Origin of the sequence: Anoxybacillus sp. P3H1B, from assembly GCF_001560855.1 — a bacterium.
Taxonomy (GTDB): domain Bacteria; phylum Bacillota; class Bacilli; order Bacillales; family Anoxybacillaceae; genus Anoxybacteroides; species Anoxybacteroides rupiense.
Window position 1 is genome coordinate 60124 of the sequence record NZ_LPUG01000028.1, and the last position, 18152, is coordinate 78275.

Sequence of the window (18152 nt, forward strand, 5' to 3'; positions counted from 1 at the left end):
CAATTTATACATCCCGCCACGTACGAACGAGTTCGGTTGTCTGAAAAACACTTGGCAGACAAGGAGGGAAGAGCAAACAAGGTGATTTATTTGAGCTGAGACGCTTGCTATGATAATGTCAGACTATATAGAACATAAGCGAGGGATAAAAAATGGAGATAGGTGTCACTACATTTGTCGAAACAACCCCGGATGTCCATACGGGCAAGACGATCAGCCATGCCGAACGGATCCGGGAAGTAATTGAGGAAATTACATTGGCTGATCAAGTCGGGCTTGATGTTTTCGGAGTGGGAGAGCATCATCGGAAAGACTACGCCAGTTCGAGTCCAGCTACTATTTTAGCCGCAGCGGCCGCATTGACCAAGCGCATTCGCCTGACAAGCGCCGTAACCGTCTTGTCTTCTGATGATCCCGTTCGAGTCTTCCAACAGTTTTCAACCGTCGATGCGATTTCAAACGGACGGGCGGAAATCATGGCAGGTCGGGGGTCTTTTATTGAATCCTTCCCTCTGTTTGGTTATGACTTGGAAGATTACAACGAGCTTTTCAACGAAAAGCTGGAGTTGCTGTTAAACATTCGCGAATCAGAAATAGTCTCTTGGAGCGGAAAATTTCGGCCAGCCATTCAACATCGAGGCGTTTATCCGCGCCCTGTCCAAAATCCGCTGCCTGTCTGGATTGCCAGCGGCGGAACGCCGGAATCGGTCGCTCGCGCCGGCATGCTCGGTTTGCCGCTCGTTTTGGCCATTATCGGCGGCAGCCCGCTGCATTTTGCGCCACTTGTGAAGCTGTATAAGCGAGCGGCGAAACAACATGGCCACGATCCAGCAAAATTAACGGTCGCTTCGCACTCTCATGGGTTTATCGCGGAGAATACGGATATCGCTGCGGAAAAATTTTTCCCGTCCACCCAATATGCCATGAATGTCATCGGAAGAGAACGCGGATGGGCTCCATACACTCGGGAAACATTTGATGCGGCCCGTAGACTGGAGGGGGCCTTATATGTGGGAGATCCGAAAACCGTAGCGGAAAAAATTATTTTTCTCCGCAAAAATGTGGGGATTACGCGTTTTATGCTCCACGTACCGGTTGGCTCCATGCCGCATGAAGATGTCATGAAAGCGATTGAATTGCTTGGAAAAGAAGTAGCGCCTATCGTTCGTGAGGAAATTGACCGCTGGGAAGCGGAACAGAAAGAAGAAACGATCTAAATCCAGCTATAGAGCCAATGACACTCGCCAATACTTGCGGTCAAAAGCAGGTGGCGATGGGCCTTCCACACGCCAACACAAAAGCTCTGAACAACGCCGTTTTCCAAACCCGCTTGCGGTTCTGTGAAGCGTGTTGTTTGTCTATCTGATCCATTGAGTTCATATTCTCACATGTTAAGTTACGTCAGCTGCTCGGCTGCTCCATCTCTTTCAACAAAAAAAACCGCCCTGAGGAGGCGGTTTTTCGATTATTCATCTCGATTGTCTCTGTCGTTGGTATCCTGAGGGTCTTCAACAGCATCTTCTGGATCCGGAACGGTATCGTTCTCGTCATCGCCAGGTCCATTGTTTGTATCATCGCCAGGAGGCAATGGGTTGGTATCATGGTTCGGCACGTTGTTATCATGATCGACATCATCGTTTTGGTTGATGTCGTCTGCCGGATTCACATCTCGATCTTGGATATCGTTTGTCTCATTGTTGGCCGGTGGCGGAGGATTTTGCGTATCGTTGTCGCGGTTGGCATTACATCCTGTTGCGAGCGCCATGGCGACCAATACGCTAAACAGCCGAATAAGCAAAGCTTGTCTCTTCATCATTCTTTTCTCCTTTCTGTCGATCATTGATAAGTGTTTCAGACCCATCTTTGCTTATCTTATCCAGAAAGGAGAATTTCATGCATGAATGGTCGATTTACGCGTCCTTCTTTTCGCCAAGGGCAAAGGTGATTTCTGTCTCGCAGACGATTTCTCCATCCACTGTTGCAATGCCGCGTCCTTTGCCGATGGCCCCTTTGCTGCGGATAATCTCGACTTCTAGGCGAAGCTGATCGCCCGGCTTGACCTGCTTTTTAAATCGGCAGCTGTCGATGCCGGCAAAAAAAGCGAGACGGCCGCGATTTTCTTCTTTCATCAGTAGCGCAACGGCTCCAACCTGCGCCAGCGCTTCGACAATAAGAACGCCCGGCATCACCGGATATTCAGGAAAATGGCCGACAAAAAAGGGCTCATTCGCACTGACATTTTTCAGACCGATGGCCCGCTTTCCTTCTTCAACCTCTAAAATTCGATCAATTAATAAAAATGGGTAACGGTGCGGGATGATTTCTTGAATTTGGTGGATATCAAACATCTATATGCCTCCTTTGGTTTTCTCTGCTCCTCGACATCTATAAAAACGCAGCACAAGCCGTGCAAGAGCCGGATATCCATAAGCAAACGCCGTTTAGCCGTTTAGCGTAACGGCTATTTGCTGTTCACATCCTTTGTCACAATCTCGACGATGTGCTGCCATGTCGCCGGCTTTAACGCATCAAGCGGCTTGCCATCGCCAAGAACGCTATAGCCAATCATGGCGCCAGCAGCCGTGCTGATCACCACCAACACGAGCACAAGCAAAAGACGGAGCCAAATCGGAAACAGGCGAGTGCGGGACCGTCTCCAGCGCCGCTTCGGTTGCTTTTCTTCCTGACGTTGTTGTTCATCCATCGCTTCATCTCCCTCATTATGAGCGGACTCCGTTAATCAATCCAAGCATTTGGTCCGAAATGGAGATGGACTTCGCATTCATTTGATAGGAGCGTTGAGTCAGCATCAAATCGGTCATTTCCGTTCCTAAGTCGACATTGGATTGCTCAAGCGCTCCTTGTTGAAGATGAATTTGTGAACGCATGTTCCCGATCATATCCTGTGCCACATCAGCTTCTCCTACCCCCAGTTGCGCCAAATCCGGGAATGCCAATAAATTATCGCCAATAGACTGCAATAGCTGCGGACGCAAAATGTTCGTTACGCCTAGCTCTACAGTTTGCGACACATTTCCGTTCGCGTCTGTGACTTGGATTGTGCCTGTATTCGTAATCGTTATCTTTTGAAAGCCGTCGCGAACAAGAATCGGTTCATTGTTTCGATCAAGAACCGGATACCCGTCGCTTGTCACAAGCATAAGCTCATTTGGATCCGCTTCTGATGGACTCAAGTAAAACGCCCCATCCCGTGTATAGCCAATCGTGCTTGTCCCATCTTGATGATTGATGAGAACGCGAAAAAACTGCCCTTCTTTAGCAAAGGCGACATCTAGCGGACGGCCCGTTTGCATCAAGGCACCTTGCTTTAGCACAAGATTCGTTTCACCCAGCTTGGCGCCGACACCGCGGCGGACACCAGCAGGAGTCAAGCGGTTCGCTTGATCATTTGGCAAATTGGTAAATTGCTGAACGAGCAGCTCAGAAAAATTCGTTTCACGGCGCTTAAATCCCGGTGTATTGCTATTGGTGATATTATGGCTGATGACATCCAGCTGCTGTTGAAGCTGATTCATCGTGTTAGCGGCTGTGATCATCGAACGCAGCATAAGCCCTACCTCTCTTCTCTCTCGTTATTTGAGGCGGCCAATTTCATTTACCGCCTTATCCATGCTTCGGTCATATGCTTGCAAGATTTTTTGATTGGCTTCAAATGAACGATAAGCTGAGAGCATATCGGTCATCGCACGAGTGACATCAACATTTGACCGTTCGAGGAAACGTTGCTTCAGTTCATATGTAACATTGGGATTGTCGACAGCGCTTGGCAGCGGTCCATTATCGTTGCGGAATAATCCGTTTCCTTCTTTCACAACCGTATTCGGGTTAGCAGCAAAGGCCACATTCAAGCGAGCGACACGAGCATTATTTTCCGTAATCGTCCCATCGGGAGCGACTGCAAAATCCGTTCCGTTTAAACGAATGCGCTGATTATTTTCATCAAGAACATAATAGCCTTCATTTGTCGTTAAATAGCCTTCGGCATCAAGCGTAAAATTGCCGTTTCTTGTATAACGGATGTCGCCATTGGCGTTTTGGACAACGAAAAAGAGCGAACCCTTCATCCCCGTTTGCGCATCGATCGGAACCGTCCCATCCACTAACGCGATATCGGTAGGCTGCCCCGTTTCTTTCACATCCCCTTGCAAAAAATTCGGAATGAGTTCCTGCATATAGACGCCTGTATGAATAGAGCCGACCGGAGAACGATGAAGCCGTGAAGCGGGATCGCTTGTTGGCGTCGTCGTTTCCTGCACCCGTGAAAGCAACAGCTCTGGAAAAGCGCGCAATGCGGCCTCGTCTTCCTTATACCCCGGCGTATTGGCATTGGCGATATTGTTTGTTAGCATCTCCACTCGGCGCTGCTCAGCTAGCATACCGGCAGCAGCTGTATAAAATCCGCGCAACAACGATTGTCACCTCATTTGTTCAATGTCCATACTTACCTCCTATTATACGCCAAACCAATGAAAAAGCGAATAGGTACCGTGAAGAAAAACACTACCTATTCGCGTATAGCATGCCGTTATACAAAGTTTCGCTTCGGCACGCGATCGATATTGTCGAGCATAATACCGGTTCCGATGGCTACACAATCCATTGGATTTTCGGCCACTAATACCGGTATCTTTAATTCTTCGGATAACAGCTGATCGATTCCGTGTAAAAGCGCGCCTCCGCCCGTTAAAATCACTCCGCGGTCGATAATGTCTGCCGACAATTCAGGCGGCGTACGCTCTAAAACACTTTTGGCCGCTTGGACAATGACAGCAACCGGCTCATGCAGCGCCTTTTCAATTTCAGCTGAACGAACCGTAATCGTACGCGGCAATCCTGTAACAAGATCACGGCCGCGAATATCGATTTCTTCTGCGCGTGCACCTGGGAATACAGTTGCCACTTTCATTTTAATTTCTTCAGCCGTGCGCTCTCCGATTAATAGCTTGTACGTCCGTTTGATATAGTTTAAAATTTCGATATCAAACTTGTCCCCCGCCATCTTAATCGAAGAGGCGGTGACGATATCTCCCATCGAAAGAACGGCGATATCGGTTGTGCCACCGCCAATATCGACGACCATATTGCCGTACGGCTGGAAAATATCCATGCCGGCGCCAATCGCCGCGACTTTTGGTTCCTCTTCCAAATACACTTTTTTGCCGCCGCTTTTTTCTGCCGCTTCTTTAATGGCCTTTCGTTCGACAGAAGTAATATTCGTCGGGCAGCAAATTAAAATGCGCGGCTTCGAAAAAAATCCTTTTAAATCAAGCTTGTTTAAGAAATGTTTTAGCATCGCCTCGGTAATGTCAAAATCGGCAATGACACCGTCTTTGAGCGGCCGAATGGCAACGATATTCCCAGGGGTACGCCCTACCATTCGTCGTGCTTCCTCCCCAACCGCCAATACCTTGTTCGTATTCGTATCAATTGCCACAACGGACGGCTCGTTCAGCACGATCCCTTTGCCCTTTACGTAAATTAATACGTTCGCTGTACCGAGATCAATACCGATATCTCTCGCAAACATCATTAGGTTCCTCCTTGCTTCAATCCATCGAATTGCTCCTAATTGATTATTTTATCATAGGAAGATAGGAAACTGATACTATTTTTACGAAATTTGAAAGCAAGGAAGACCCAGGTTTATTGAATCGTTTCTTTCTTATATTTTTTCTTCGTTGCTTCCCCCCCACGCAAATGACGAATCGATTTATGATAATCGAGAATTTCTTTGACTTCATTGGCAAGCTCCGGATTAATTTCTGGAAGCCGCTCCGTTAAGTCTTTATGAACAGTACTTTTGGAAACGCCAAATTCTTTCGCGATGACGCGAACGGTTTTTCTCGTCTCCACGATATACTTTCCAATCTTGATAGTACGCTCTTTGATGTAATCGTGCACACCACTCGCCCTCCCTAAATTGGATGTGAGAAGTGTGAAATGAGACTCGCTTCGTGGTTGATCAAAAGCACTTCTTCTTGTTCAATTCGAAAGCATCCTAGGCTTTATTCCTGCTGTTATGGACGATCCCCACCTCAAACACTCCCGTTAGTTGATAAGTTTGTAACATTTTATTAAGGAAATGGTACAGATATGCTATTTTTTTGCAATAAGATGGGGAATAACATAATTAAATCAACTAAAAAGGCGGTGAAAAGATGAATCTGCAGAAAAAAGCCGTTGGTGTGCTGCTGTCCATCCTGATCCTAAGCATCGCATGGACGCCTTGGAATGAGACAATCCCCTCTATCGCCAAACAGCGAGAGGAAGGTCCACAGCATCGCATCGTCGCCGGCACACTTGAGCCATCGTTGACTTATCAAAAACAAAACGGGCGTTATCTTTTCATATTTAGCGTCAAAAATCAAACAGAGCGTGAACAAAAGGTGACATTTACAAGCAGCCAAACATATGATTATATCTTGTATCGCAACGGAAAAAAATTTTTCCAATTCAGTGATAGGAAAATGTTTACTCCCGTATATGAGGAACGCATTCTCAAGCAAGGGGAAGAACTATCATTTCGCAACCTATTGCCTCCGCTTCCAAAAGGACAGTATACCATTACGTGGTGGTTGACTGACCCGCAATGGCCTGAGGCGAAAGCGACCATGTCTTTTTCTGTCAACTAAAAAGCGGTACGGCGATTTCATCGCTCGTACCGCTTATTTCGTGCCATCTGCTCGCTTCCTCTTCGACGCCCATGATCGTGGTTTCATCGAATCAAAAGAGAGCGGTTCAGACGGCCTTTCCCTTATGTTCGCGCCATTCCGATTGAGGAATCAGGCGTTTTGTAAGAAGAATCTTGATTCGTGCTATTCTCATCTGTTGTTGATTGGTCATTAGATTGTGATTGTTCGCTTTGGTTTTGTTCACTTGGTGCCTGATTATTTTGCTGGTCGCTTTGAGATTGGTTATTTAGTTGATTGTTTTCCGATTGATTTTCTGTTTGCTGTTTGTCATTTTGTTCCGCTGCGTTGGATTCCGTTAAGGATGTCACAGGCTTGTCTACATAGTCAAGCGGATTGACCGTTTTTCCATCTTTCCGAATTTCGAAATGAACGTGAGTGCCCGCTTCTTGGTTAAACTGGCTTTGTCCGGCCTTCCCAATCACTTCACCTTGCTTCACGGTGTCGCCTTCTTTTACTTGTAGATCGGCTAATGATTGATAAACCGTTACCACGCCATTATCATGATCGATTTCTACCACATAGCCTAAAATCGGATCCTTTTTCGCTGTTGTCACTGTACCGCTTAAAGAAGCGGTCACTTCAAACTCTTTTCCGTCTTTCATTACAAGGTCAATGCCGTGGTTTGGATAATACGTATTATTATAAAAGACGAGAGCTGCTTCTTGTTCTTCTTTCGATGCGGCATAATCATAAAAAGGCGTTTTGACTTCGACAGCGTTCGGATCAAGGACTGGCATTGAGATGTGTTCGACAGATTCGTTGACCGGAATGGAGTCGTTCTCGTTATAAGAAGTTCCTGGAGCATCTTGGCTGTATTCATATTCATCTTTTTGTGACTGCTCATCATGATTGCTTTGGAACCAAAGCACTCCGGCTAGAATCACTGCGGCACTCGTTAAATATACAGCAGGAAATACCCAACGCTTGCGCAACACGCGTTTTAAACTTGGTTTCATTGGAGAAGGTTGTTTCTTTTCTTCCTCTCTCATTGTTCATCACCTCAGCAACCATTTTGAACAGAAAGAGGAAAATCTATACATCAAAAAACATTTTTTTCGTTTATTTTTTGAAAAGAATCGCTTTTTATACATAAAAAAAAGAAGCTCTGTAAACCTGAAGCCGAAACCGTTTCGGCTATGCGATCAACCCCAAAAAGAAAAGACCCATTCACCCATGAATGAGTCGCAAATGAATGGATCTTTTTAGGCTTTGAATGCGAATCGATGGTTTATTTTTTCGCGGTTAATTTGTTTAAAAAGGCAGTCGCAGAAGAAATGCTTACCCCGCGGTAGTAATATTTGATAATTTCATCATATGTTTTCCCTGTTTTCGCCATAAAATTAGCCCCATATTGGCTCATGCCTACTCCATGTCCATATCCTTTCGTGGTAATGATAATCTCGTTTCCTTTGCGCATCCACGTAAAGTCGGTTGATTTTAATCCTAATCTCTCTCGCACTTCTCTTCCTGTCAGTTTTTTTCCATTGATTTGAACAGCCTCAACTCGCTTTCCTGGTGTACGTCCTAGCAAATTACCGACTGAACCGTCTTTCGGAAGCGTCACACCTAGCTTTTGTTCAAATTCGGAAACGGACATCGCTGTTTGATTATAAAATTTTGGAGAATCTTTATCCCAGGGACTCGCTACGCTCTTTAAGTACGGAAAAGCATTCCCCCAATAGGCTTCTGAGTTTTCTGTATACCCGTTACTTGTGGAAAAAAAAGACGCCTCGATAGGAACGTTATTGTACGTGACAATCTGTCCTTCTGTCGCTTGAACAGCTTCTGTGATTTTCTTGATTTTCCAATTATAATCGGCTCCCCATAGCCGTTTAAGTTCATCGTCGCTGTAATAAACTTGGTGCATCACCGTGTCCGTCACATTTGCTCCCTTTGGCAGGCTAATCGGCTGATCGTTCAACATCTGCTTGACAATATACGTTCTTGCTGCCAACGCCTGCGCCTTGAGTGCTTCTAATTCAAAATCAGCAGGCATTTCAGCTGCGACAACACCGATGACATACTGTTCAAGCGGAATATGCTCGATTTGTTTCTCCTTGCTTCGATATACCGCTACCTCCACATGAGGACCTGTTGTACCTTTCGGCTTTTCTTGCTCTGTAGAAATGGACTGCTTTCGAAGCTCCTCCGCCAACGTTCCGTCTACCTTGTCGGTAAATGGAATGACGAGCAGTGTCGGGATCAGCAGAACCACAATCAATAATAGAGAAGCTAGTACGATTAGTAGTTTTACACGTTTCATTTTCCCGAGCCCTCCAATATCCAATTTTCAAGCGCAAGCAGCTGCTTGCGTGCTCGTTATTACATAATGTATGGGCTCGGACAAGTATATATGACAAATTGTTTGAACGAAGTTGACAACAGTCCGATGTCGATTTCCGTCAAAAATAAAAACGACCTTTCACTACGTAAGCTGTAGCTGACGGTCGTTTTTTGCTTCAAATATTCAAGTCCGTTAGCTTCTCTTCATTCACTGTGGACTCCTGTTCACGAACACGCTCGATGTCTGCGCCAAGAGCCGCCAGCTTTTCATGGAAACGGACATAGCCGCGGTCTAAATGCTTTAATTCCGTCACACGCGTATACCCTTCAGCCGCAAGTCCTGCCAAAATCAACGCAGCGGCAGCGCGCAAATCAGTCGCCGCTACTTCTGCCCCTTGCAAGCGGCAAGGGCCATTCATAATGACCGAGCGTCCTTCAATTTTGATGTCCGCATTCATCCGGCGAAATTCTTCTACATGCATAAAACGATTTTCGAATACCGTTTCGGTAATCATGCTTGTGCCTTCGGCTTTCAATAATAAGGCCATCATTTGCGATTGCATATCGGTCGGGAAACCTGGGTGCGGCATGGTTTTAATATCAACTGCTTTCAGCTTTTCGGGACCGATCACACGAAGGCCATTTTCTTCTTCGATAATGGTCACACCCATTTCTTCCATTTTCGCTATTAATGAGCTTAAATGCTCTGGAACAGCTCCTTGCACCAAAACATTTCCACCTGTAATCGCAGCAGCAACCATAAACGTACCTGCTTCAATCCGATCCGGAATCACTGTATGCACAGCCCCTTGCAATTCAGAAACTCCTTCAATTCGAATCGTTCCGGTACCGGCTCCTCTTACCTTTGCGCCCATCGCATTCAAAAAGTTAGCTAAATCGACGATTTCCGGTTCCTTCGCACAGTTTTCAATCACTGTGGTTCCTTCAGCCAATACGGCGGCCATCATGATGTTTTCCGTCGCTCCAACGCTCGGAAAATCCAAGTAAATTTTCGCTCCGCGCAGCCGCCCGGTTACCTCTGCATCAATAAAGCCATTGCCAACCTTGACAGAAGCGCCCATCGCTTCAAATCCTTTTAGATGCTGATCAATCGGGCGCGAACCAATCGCACAGCCGCCCGGCAACGCGACGCGAGCCCGGCCGTTTCGCGCAAGCAGCGGTCCCATCACAAGAACAGAGGCTCGCATTTTACGCACATATTCAAACGGGGCTTCTAACTTGAGCTCTCGGGATGCATCTACAGTCACTTGATTTCCTTCCATGCTGACTTCTGCGTTTAAGTAACGCAGCACCTCATTGATTGTATATACATCGGAGAGAGCAGGAACATCATGAATTACACTTTTGCCTTCACTTGCTAATAAAGTTGCAGCGATAACAGGCAAAACGGCATTTTTTGCTCCTTCTACTCGCACAGTGCCGCTCAACCGGTTCCCGCCACGGACGATGATTTTTTCCAAGGTATTCCCCTCCGCGTCCAATTTCTCTATATTAATATTCAATTGTAATAATTGGGGTTCCAACGACAACAGTCGTCTGACCGCCCAATCCTGTCTGTCTGAGAGCTAGCTGAATATTCATTGGATGTGTTTTGGTTGGAAGAACGTTCTCCCACTGCCCAGTATATGCAGATACGGAAACAAACGTCCCTTCCTTAAGCGCCTCAACAGGCGTTGCGTTGAATTCATGTAAAAGATGGTAAGCTTGTTTTAACAAAACACCTTCCATCTTATCATTGAATTCCCCTTTTACACAAGAGAAAAATACCGGCTGTTTCATAAAGAGTTTAGATGACTTTTGTCTGATGCTGCTACTGATTTTTTCCCATACTTGTTCGCTCCAACCAAATCCTTTTAGCTCATAGAGGATATACGTTTGGGGCTTTTCATTTGCAACGGTAGTAACGAGTTGAATTTTTTCTGGCATAGAGGAATGTTCATACGTGCCTGTCACTTTCTGAACATGCTGATCTGATTCCATCACCCAGCGAAACGCTGGGAATTTTCGCTTTAATTCATTGGCTTTTTTTAAAAACGCTGAATCATTTTCAATAACTTGGGCATACTCCCTTGTGTAAATGGTCCACTGTTGGATCGACGCACCATTTTCTTGTAAAACATGAGCCATTGTTCTTATTTCTTGTAGCGGCTCATTCCCCTTTGCTTCACCGATAGAATATTGATACATGATCATGAGTACGGCAAATGCCATTGCCAGCATGATCATATTTTTTCTCTTTATCATCCCGTTTCACTTCCTCTCCTTAGCTTTTATTGTTGCCAGATTGGAAGTGAACATACACAAAAACGGTCGACAAAATCACAAAGAGATTTTTTCCTTTTTGACAAAAAACGCAACGCCTCTTCTTTATTGAAAAAGGAATGGCAGTTGCTTCGACCAAAGAAAATAATCAAGGAAAAAATTGCTGACAGTCGAACCGATCGCAATGGTCAATAGTATGTAAAATAAGCGAGCTTGAATGATGCGATTCGGCTTCAAGAGCTTTTCAATATGTACTCCTTGCAGTACCCACCATGTAATAGCCATAAACACAAGATGGGAAATAATGCTTAACAAAGCTTGTTGTCCTACTCCTACCATCATCTCCAGTTACTCCTTTCTCATATAGAAAAGCGCCCGCCTGTGCGTATAAAGCTTGACAGCTCCTTACTTCTACCCCCTCCAGACTTGTTGACAAACGCTTTTATCTGCGTCACAGGCCTCGATCGTCCGCTCATGAACGCCCCTTCTTCACTCAGCTGCGTTCCTTTCCTGTCAAACGTTCCATCCATGAAGAAGATTAAAATGATTGTAGACAAAGTCGATGTTGACTTTGTCTACAATCTCAGGGAGTACATCCTCCTTTATTGTAATATTAATGCAAAAAATCATCAAAATGTTGAAACTGGTCTAAAAAGTGATAGACCATCCCCGGCAGCACGCCAAAAACGAGCGTGCCAACCGCGCAAATAAGGACGACAAGAGCAGCGCCAATCGGCAGCTTGATCGGCTCGTGAGCAGCAACCGGGCGAAAGAAGATTTGTGTAAATAAACCGAAATAATACACGTAGGAAACAACCGTGGCCGCCACCATCACGGATGCTAAAACATAGTGAGCAGGATCCGTCGCAAATGCTCCTAAAAAGATATGCACTTTTCCAATGAAGCCTGCCGTTCCAGGGATTCCAGCCAGAGATAGAATAAAAATTCCCATCAATACCGCCAAAAGAGGATGACGCCGATATAAGCCCGCAAACTGGCTAATATCTTCCGACCCCGATTGATCTGTAATGATCTGCAAAACGGCAAACGCCCCTAAATTCATCAGCAAATAAGCAGCTAAATAAAACCAAATCGAGTCAATCATCACCCAAGACATGGAAGCAAACCCCACTAATATATAACCCGCATGGGCGATGCTTGAATAAGCAAATAACCGCTTGATATTACGCTGTTTTAAAGCGATCACATTGCCAATCACCATGGTCGCTCCCGCCAAAAAAGCGATATAATCCTGCATCGACAACAGCATAGAGGATGGATCTTTTCCTTGTGCAGGAGCAGCAGCAAATATGGTAATAAACAAACGCAAGACGATGACAAACCCTGCCGTCTTCGAGACAACGCTTAAAAAAGCAGTGACTGGCGTTGGCGCCCCTTGATAGACATCAGGAGCCCACATATGAAATGGCACGGATGACAATTTGAATGAAAGACCGACCAACAGCAACAAAAACGCAAGAGCCAATATATATTGATGGCCGCTATCTTGCAGTGTACTGAGCTGCATTCCGATTTTCTTCAAATTCGTGGAGCCTGTTAGACCAAATACATAGCTCATCCCAAACAGAGTAATGGCAGTAGAAATCCCGCCATTAATCACATATTTGAGCGCTGACTCGTTGGACAAAGAATGCGTCTTTCGCAATCCGGCCAAAATATAGGAGGAAATCGATAAAAGCTCCAAGCCGACAAACAATGTGATCAAATCGCCGCTTGATGTCATCACCATCGCACCGAGCAAAGCGGTTAAGAATAAATAATAGAATTCGCCATAGTATTTCATGCCCTCGCGCGGCTGATAATCAATGGATAACAGAAGCACGAACGCCGCGCCAAACAATAAAAGCAACTTAAAAGCCTTGCCGAACGAATCAAGACGAAACGAATCATTCAAAATAGTGGTTGTATGAACAGGAAGGAGAGCCACAAGCGACACGATCGCTACGATCACCCCAACAAACGCAAACCAGCCAAGGGGCCGACGGCTTTTATCATTCGGCAGAAATAGGTCGATGAGCGAGAGAGCAATTCCCACGCCAAGAATGATCCATTCCGGCGTCATGATTCCCCATTTGTATTGCATAAGTGTGTCCCAACTCATGTCTCTCACCCTCCTAACCCATTCATCATCAGTTGAATCGGCGCTTTAAGCGGCTGCGCTAAAATATGGGGGTAAATGCCTATTAAAATAATGCAACCAAGCAATATAAGGACAGGAATAAGCTCTATCGCATGAATATCCGACACGTTTGCCTCCGCCACCCTGGACTGTGCTTTTCCGTAAGTGATATTCAGAACGGCTCGCAATAAATAGACAGCGGTCATAATTATTCCGAGCGTACCGATGGCAGCCAGAATGGGCGTTGACTTAAATAAGCCCAAAAACGCCATAAATTCACTAATAAATCCAGACATGCCAGGTAAGCCGAGCGAAGCCATCGCCCCTGCCAGTAAAAAGCCAGAGGCCAGTGGCATTATTTTGGCTGTCCCCCCTAAATGGCCAAGCTTTGTCGTCTGAACACGTTCATATAAAATACTAATTAACAAGAAGAGAAGCGCTGAGATCAGGCCATGAGAAACGACTTGAAAGATAGCGCCTTGTATCCCTGCTTCATTCAAAGCGCCCAGCCCAATCAAAACAATTCCCATATGCGAAATACTAGAATAAGCCAGCACCATTTTAAAATCTTCTTGGACAAAGGCTAAAAAGGCCCCATATAGTAGATTAATAACCCCCAATAACGCAATCACGGCCGCCAGCCGATAAAATTGCTCAGGAAATAATCCCATGCCAAAACGAATCAAACCGAACGCGCCAATTTTCAGTAGCACACCTGAATGCAGCATGACAATCGCTGGAGGCGCCTGCACATGGACTCGCAACATCCAGCTATGAAGCGGCACAATCGGCAATTTAACGCCAAAAGCGACGAGCAAGGCAATCAATAAGCCGTATCGCAAATCCGTCGAGATCGGCGCAATCATCTGGGCTGCTGCCTGCGGATTGTGAAGCATTTCTTTTAGTAGCGCAATGTTGGATGTCCCTGTGCGCGCAAATAAAATTAAAATGACAAGCAACAAAATGGCCGAGCCGATTCCGTTATAGATCAAATAGCTGTATGCGGCTCTTTCTTTTTCGAAATAGCCCCATTTCCCGATTAAAAAGAACATCGGAACAAGCGTCAGTTCGAAGAAAATAAAGAACAAGATTAAATTTCCGGCAGCAAATACACCTAGCATGCCGATCTCAAGCAATAGAAACAGCATAAAATAGCCTTTCCATTCTTTTTTTATATGAATGGAGGCAATGGCCGCCAGCGTTGCTAACAGCGCGGTCAGCACCATCATGACAAGTCCTAAACCATCAACCGTCAGCTCGTAATCCACGGTAAACGTTGAGCTGGACAGAAAAGCAAACTTCCCGAACTGAATCCAGGCATGCTTTTCCGCTAAACGGTTCAAGTCATATCCACCTAAGTATTGACTAAAAGCAAACAGTGCTAAAATAAGCGATGGCAATGTCCCCAACACACCAAGCCATTTGATCGTTTGCTCCTGCTCCTTTGGTACAAAGGCTAGTAAAATCATGCCAAGCAATGGGGAAAAAATAAGCAATGACAGGAAGTACGTCTCGTTCATTATAGATACCCCCCCGTAAACGCGAGAATGACGATCAGAACCGTCAAGCCGATAAACGTAACCGCCCCATACCATTGAACCTGTCCATTTTGCCATTTCGATCCCGCTGTGCCGATCGCCCGTATGAAAGCAGCCAGCACATTGGCGAAGCCTTCAACAATAAAGCGGTCGAGATACTGCAAAAACAGGCTCAATACTTTCACCATATAACCAACGGTCATACGATAAAACTCGTCGACATAATACTTATTCAGCAGCACGTTATATGTAAGCGAATTTTTGGAGCTAAGCCAATCCCGTGCCAGCGAACGCTTTCCGTACATCAGCCATGCGAGATAAATGCCGGCGAGCGATACAGCTGTGGCAACGATCATGATCCATAAAGGAGCTTCTTCATGCGAAGGAGCGGATTCACCTGTTAAAAAGTCGCCAAGGAATGGGCCAAACCACGGTGTATTTACATATCCAGCGGCAATGGACAGGATGCCGAGAACGATCATAGGCCATGTCATCGTTGCCGGAGATTCATGAACATCGCCCGCTTCACTGCGCCCGTCACCGCTAAACACAAGGAAAAAGAGGCGGAACATATAAAAGGCGGTGAAAAAGGCGGCGACTACAGCAATCCAAAATAATACGACATGCCCATGCATCCATGCAGCCGCTAAAATCTCATCCTTACTAAAAAACCCGGACAATAGCGGAACTCCGCTAATGGCTAGCGTTCCAATCAAAAACAATGGCGCGGTCAACGGCAGCTTGCGCCAAAGGCCGCCCATCTTCTCAATATCTTGCGTGTGCACAGCATGAATGACACTACCAGCAGCAAGAAACAACAAGGCTTTAAAAAACGCATGTGTCGTTAAATGAAAAACTCCCGCCACATATCCCCCAGAGCCAAGCGCCAGCATCATATAACCGAGCTGGCTCACGGTTGAATATGCGAGCACTCGTTTGATATCTGTTTGTACAAGGCCAATAGACGCGGCAAAAATAGCGGTAAAACCGCCAACAACCGCCACGGTAAGCATCGCTGTTTCACTTGCTTCATAAAGCGGGAATAGCGATGCTACGAGATACACACCAGCTGCCACCATCGTAGCGGCATGGATGAGCGCCGATACAGGCGTCGGACCTTCCATGGCATCCGGCAGCCATGTATGAAGCGGAAACTGGCCAGATTTACCGATCGCCCCAATAAAAATCAGAATGGCACATAACGTTATCATCGTTGCTGAAACGTTGCCTGCTTGAACGGCAGCAAAGATATCATCATATTGAAAGCTTCCCGTTTGCCAAAACAATAAAATCATGCCAATCAGCAAACCTACATCGCCAATACGCGTCATAATAAACGCTTTTTTGGCAGCTGCTTTTGCTTCTTCCTTGTAAAAATAAAAGCCGATAAGCAAAAAGGAACCAAGACCAACCAGCTCCCAAAAAATATACGTTTGCAACAAATTGTCAGAAATGACTAAGCCGAGCATGGCAAACGTAAACAATCCAAGATAAGCATAAAACACCGAAAAGCGGTCGTCTCCATGCATATAGCCTTTGGAATAAACATGAACAAGAAAGCTTACAAGCGAAACAACAACAAGCATAAGCGCGTTCAATGCATTAATCTCAAAGCCCATGGCTATGCTGACCTTACCGATTGCAAGCCATTCCCGGTGCAGCTGATAGGTTGGTTCATGAAATCGTTCGATCAGCACCATTGCTGCGCTGATAAAGGAAAGAAGCGTGGCAGCTATTCCGATATAAGCGCTCCTTTCCTTCATGCTCTTTCCGGCCACGAGCAAAATCAGGAATGAAAAAAGCGGGAAAAGCGGTATGATCCAAGCGTTTTCCATCATTGTATCACAATCCCCTTTATCAAAAGGGCCCATAGCCCTTTTTTCATTTTCAACATGCCATCCACTGATGGTATCGGAACACTTCCCTTGTTTCACTAATGCTTCATCGAATCCATTTCATCTATATGGACCGTCTTCCGATTGCGGTAAAGCGCCATTAAAATCGCTAATCCAACAGCCGCCTCGGCTGCCGCAACCGTGATCGTAAATAAAGCGAAAACTTGTCCTGTGATGCTCGGATTCACGCCATATTTACTAAAAGCAACTAAATTAATATTCACCGCATTCAGCATTAACTCAATACAGATTAGCACAATGACCGTATTGCGCTTTGTTAATGCCCCATATAACCCAATACAAAACAAAATTAATGCGAGCACAAGGTAGGCAGACAAAGGAACGGTACTCATGATTTCGCCTCCTCGTCTTCTTTTTTCGCTAATACAATCGCTCCCACAAGTGCCACTAGTAAAATCACAGAGGTAATTTCAAATGGTATCACATATTTTGAATAAAGCGCGATCCCGATTTGCTCTGCATTTTTTTCATGAAGATGCGTCGCTTGCTCGCCGAAATCTAAACGATAAATACCAGCATATACCGCTGCGCCAAAAGCAAAGACAGCAAGCGCCGTTAACGCCTTTCGCCAAAATCCTCCCGTTGTCGTTTTCCCTTCATCCTGATGGCGCGTCAGCATAATGCCAAACAGCATAATAATCGTAATGGCCCCTGAATAAATCAGCACTTGAACAGCAGCCACAAATTCCGCAGATAAAAGAATGTATATTCCGGCGATGCTGACAAAAGTAAAAATCAAGGAAACAAACATATGCATCACTTTTGTCACATTTAGCATGAGCACACCACCAGAAATGGCAACAAGCGCAAGGACCAAAAATGCGAAATATTCACCGCTCACGGTTTATTCCCCTTTCGCACATTTTCATCATTTTCATCAAGCCATTCCAAGTTTTTAAACAAGGCGTCACGACTATATTCCGCCAGCTCGAAATGATTGGTCATGACAATGGCTTCGGTTGGACAAACTTCCGTACAGAGATCACACAAAATACAGATCTCAAAATTAATATCGTACGTATCAATAATTTTCCCTTTTTTAGTGGGATCCGGATGCTTCTTTCCGGTCAGCTGAATACAGTCCGTCGGACAAATAGCCGCACATTGATTACAGACGATGCATTTTTCTGGATAAAATTTTTGAATGCCGCGAAATCGATCCGGAAGCGCCAATGGCTCATTCGGATAATCATACGTTACCTTTTGTTTCGTTAAATTGGAGAGGGTATACTTTAAACCTTTCGCTAATCCTAGCACAACGGACACCCCTTTTTCCGGT

General features: G+C 45.5%; 20 protein-coding genes. 2 read left to right on the plus strand and 18 right to left on the minus strand.

Translation table 11 applies throughout. The features are described 5' to 3' along the window. The first annotated feature begins 152 nt into the window (after positions 1 to 152). A complete protein-coding gene (locus AT864_RS15580; protein ID WP_044741577.1) occupies positions 153 to 1217 on the plus strand; it encodes an LLM class flavin-dependent oxidoreductase in 1065 nt (354 codons plus the stop codon). Positions 1218 to 1465: 248 nt separating this feature from the next. On the opposite strand, the gene AT864_RS15585 is transcribed toward AT864_RS15580, so the two are convergent. From AT864_RS15585 to spoIIID, 7 genes are all read right to left on the minus strand, one after another. Next, complete coding sequence (locus AT864_RS15585) at positions 1466 to 1813, minus strand: hypothetical protein (protein ID WP_066150565.1); 348 nt, start codon at positions 1811 to 1813, stop codon at positions 1466 to 1468. Positions 1814 to 1910: 97 nt separating this feature from the next. Beyond that, a complete protein-coding gene (gene fabZ, locus AT864_RS15590; RefSeq protein WP_066150568.1) occupies positions 1911 to 2348 on the minus strand; it encodes a 3-hydroxyacyl-ACP dehydratase FabZ in 438 nt (145 codons plus the stop codon). A gap of 113 nt (positions 2349 to 2461) precedes the next feature. Next, a complete protein-coding gene (locus AT864_RS15595; protein WP_066150571.1) occupies positions 2462 to 2704 on the minus strand; it encodes a DNA-directed RNA polymerase subunit beta in 243 nt (80 codons plus the stop codon). A gap of 16 nt (positions 2705 to 2720) precedes the next feature. Then, positions 2721 to 3569: a flagellar hook-basal body protein gene (locus AT864_RS15600; RefSeq protein ID WP_066150574.1), complete on the minus strand. Its 849-nt coding sequence runs from the start codon at positions 3567 to 3569 to the stop codon at positions 2721 to 2723. Between the two features lie 24 nt (positions 3570 to 3593). After that, positions 3594 to 4430 carry a flagellar hook-basal body protein gene (locus tag AT864_RS15605; RefSeq protein ID WP_044741572.1) on the minus strand — a complete coding sequence of 279 codons (837 nt, stop codon included), beginning with the start codon at positions 4428 to 4430 and terminating at the stop codon, positions 3594 to 3596. A gap of 116 nt (positions 4431 to 4546) precedes the next feature. Further along, positions 4547 to 5548, minus strand: a complete 1002-nt coding sequence (locus AT864_RS15610; RefSeq protein WP_066150848.1) for a rod shape-determining protein — start codon at positions 5546 to 5548, stop codon at positions 4547 to 4549. A 116-nt stretch (positions 5549 to 5664) separates the two neighbouring features. Further along, positions 5665 to 5922: a sporulation transcriptional regulator SpoIIID gene (gene spoIIID, locus AT864_RS15615; RefSeq protein ID WP_027407999.1), complete on the minus strand. Its 258-nt coding sequence runs from the start codon at positions 5920 to 5922 to the stop codon at positions 5665 to 5667. A gap of 257 nt (positions 5923 to 6179) precedes the next feature. On the opposite strand from spoIIID, the gene AT864_RS15620 reads away from it, so the two are divergent. After that, the gene (locus AT864_RS15620) at positions 6180 to 6653 is read left to right on the plus strand and encodes a BsuPI-related putative proteinase inhibitor (RefSeq protein WP_066150577.1); all 474 of its coding nucleotides are present in this window, start codon (positions 6180 to 6182) and stop codon (positions 6651 to 6653) included. A gap of 122 nt (positions 6654 to 6775) precedes the next feature. Here AT864_RS15620 and AT864_RS15625 read toward each other — a convergent pair whose 3' ends face one another. The 11 genes from AT864_RS15625 to nuoI all read right to left on the minus strand — a co-directional run bounded on the left by AT864_RS15625 (position 6776) and on the right by nuoI (position 18130). Continuing rightward, on the minus strand, positions 6776 to 7702 hold the full coding sequence (locus AT864_RS15625; RefSeq protein ID WP_044741570.1) for a M23 family metallopeptidase: 927 nt from the start codon (positions 7700 to 7702) through the stop codon (positions 6776 to 6778). Positions 7703 to 7941: 239 nt separating this feature from the next. Continuing rightward, positions 7942 to 8976 (minus strand): stage II sporulation protein D, encoded by a 1035-nt coding sequence (spoIID, locus tag AT864_RS15630; RefSeq protein WP_066150580.1) that lies wholly within the window; start codon positions 8974 to 8976, stop codon positions 7942 to 7944. Between the two features lie 196 nt (positions 8977 to 9172). Then, a complete protein-coding gene (gene murA, locus AT864_RS15635; RefSeq protein ID WP_044741568.1) occupies positions 9173 to 10477 on the minus strand; it encodes a UDP-N-acetylglucosamine 1-carboxyvinyltransferase in 1305 nt (434 codons plus the stop codon). Between the two features lie 31 nt (positions 10478 to 10508). After that, the gene (locus tag AT864_RS15640) at positions 10509 to 11261 is read right to left on the minus strand and encodes a YwmB family TATA-box binding protein (protein WP_066150584.1); all 753 of its coding nucleotides are present in this window, start codon (positions 11259 to 11261) and stop codon (positions 10509 to 10511) included. A gap of 123 nt (positions 11262 to 11384) precedes the next feature. Next, entirely contained in the window at positions 11385 to 11621 is a 237-nt protein-coding gene (locus AT864_RS15645) for a DUF1146 family protein (RefSeq protein WP_044741566.1), read from the minus strand. Between the two features lie 271 nt (positions 11622 to 11892). Beyond that, the gene (nuoN, locus tag AT864_RS15650; protein WP_066150588.1) at positions 11893 to 13401 is read right to left on the minus strand and encodes an NADH-quinone oxidoreductase subunit NuoN; all 1509 of its coding nucleotides are present in this window, start codon (positions 13399 to 13401) and stop codon (positions 11893 to 11895) included. Between the two features lie 5 nt (positions 13402 to 13406). Continuing rightward, a complete protein-coding gene (locus AT864_RS15655; RefSeq protein ID WP_066150591.1) occupies positions 13407 to 14939 on the minus strand; it encodes an NADH-quinone oxidoreductase subunit M in 1533 nt (510 codons plus the stop codon). Next, positions 14939 to 16795, minus strand: a complete 1857-nt coding sequence (gene nuoL, locus AT864_RS15660; RefSeq protein ID WP_044741563.1) for an NADH-quinone oxidoreductase subunit L — start codon at positions 16793 to 16795, stop codon at positions 14939 to 14941. The genes AT864_RS15655 and nuoL overlap by 1 nt, the downstream gene beginning before the upstream one ends. Positions 16796 to 16890: 95 nt before the next feature. Continuing rightward, positions 16891 to 17205 carry an NADH-quinone oxidoreductase subunit NuoK gene (gene nuoK / locus AT864_RS15665; protein WP_044741562.1) on the minus strand — a complete coding sequence of 105 codons (315 nt, stop codon included), beginning with the start codon at positions 17203 to 17205 and terminating at the stop codon, positions 16891 to 16893. Then, positions 17202 to 17714: an NADH-quinone oxidoreductase subunit J gene (locus AT864_RS15670; protein WP_044741561.1), complete on the minus strand. Its 513-nt coding sequence runs from the start codon at positions 17712 to 17714 to the stop codon at positions 17202 to 17204. Before AT864_RS15670 ends, nuoK begins: the two co-directional genes overlap by 4 nt. Further along, on the minus strand, positions 17711 to 18130 hold the full coding sequence (gene nuoI / locus AT864_RS15675) for an NADH-quinone oxidoreductase subunit NuoI (RefSeq protein WP_044741560.1): 420 nt from the start codon (positions 18128 to 18130) through the stop codon (positions 17711 to 17713). The genes AT864_RS15670 and nuoI overlap by 4 nt, the downstream gene beginning before the upstream one ends. Positions 18131 to 18152 lie beyond the last annotated feature (22 nt).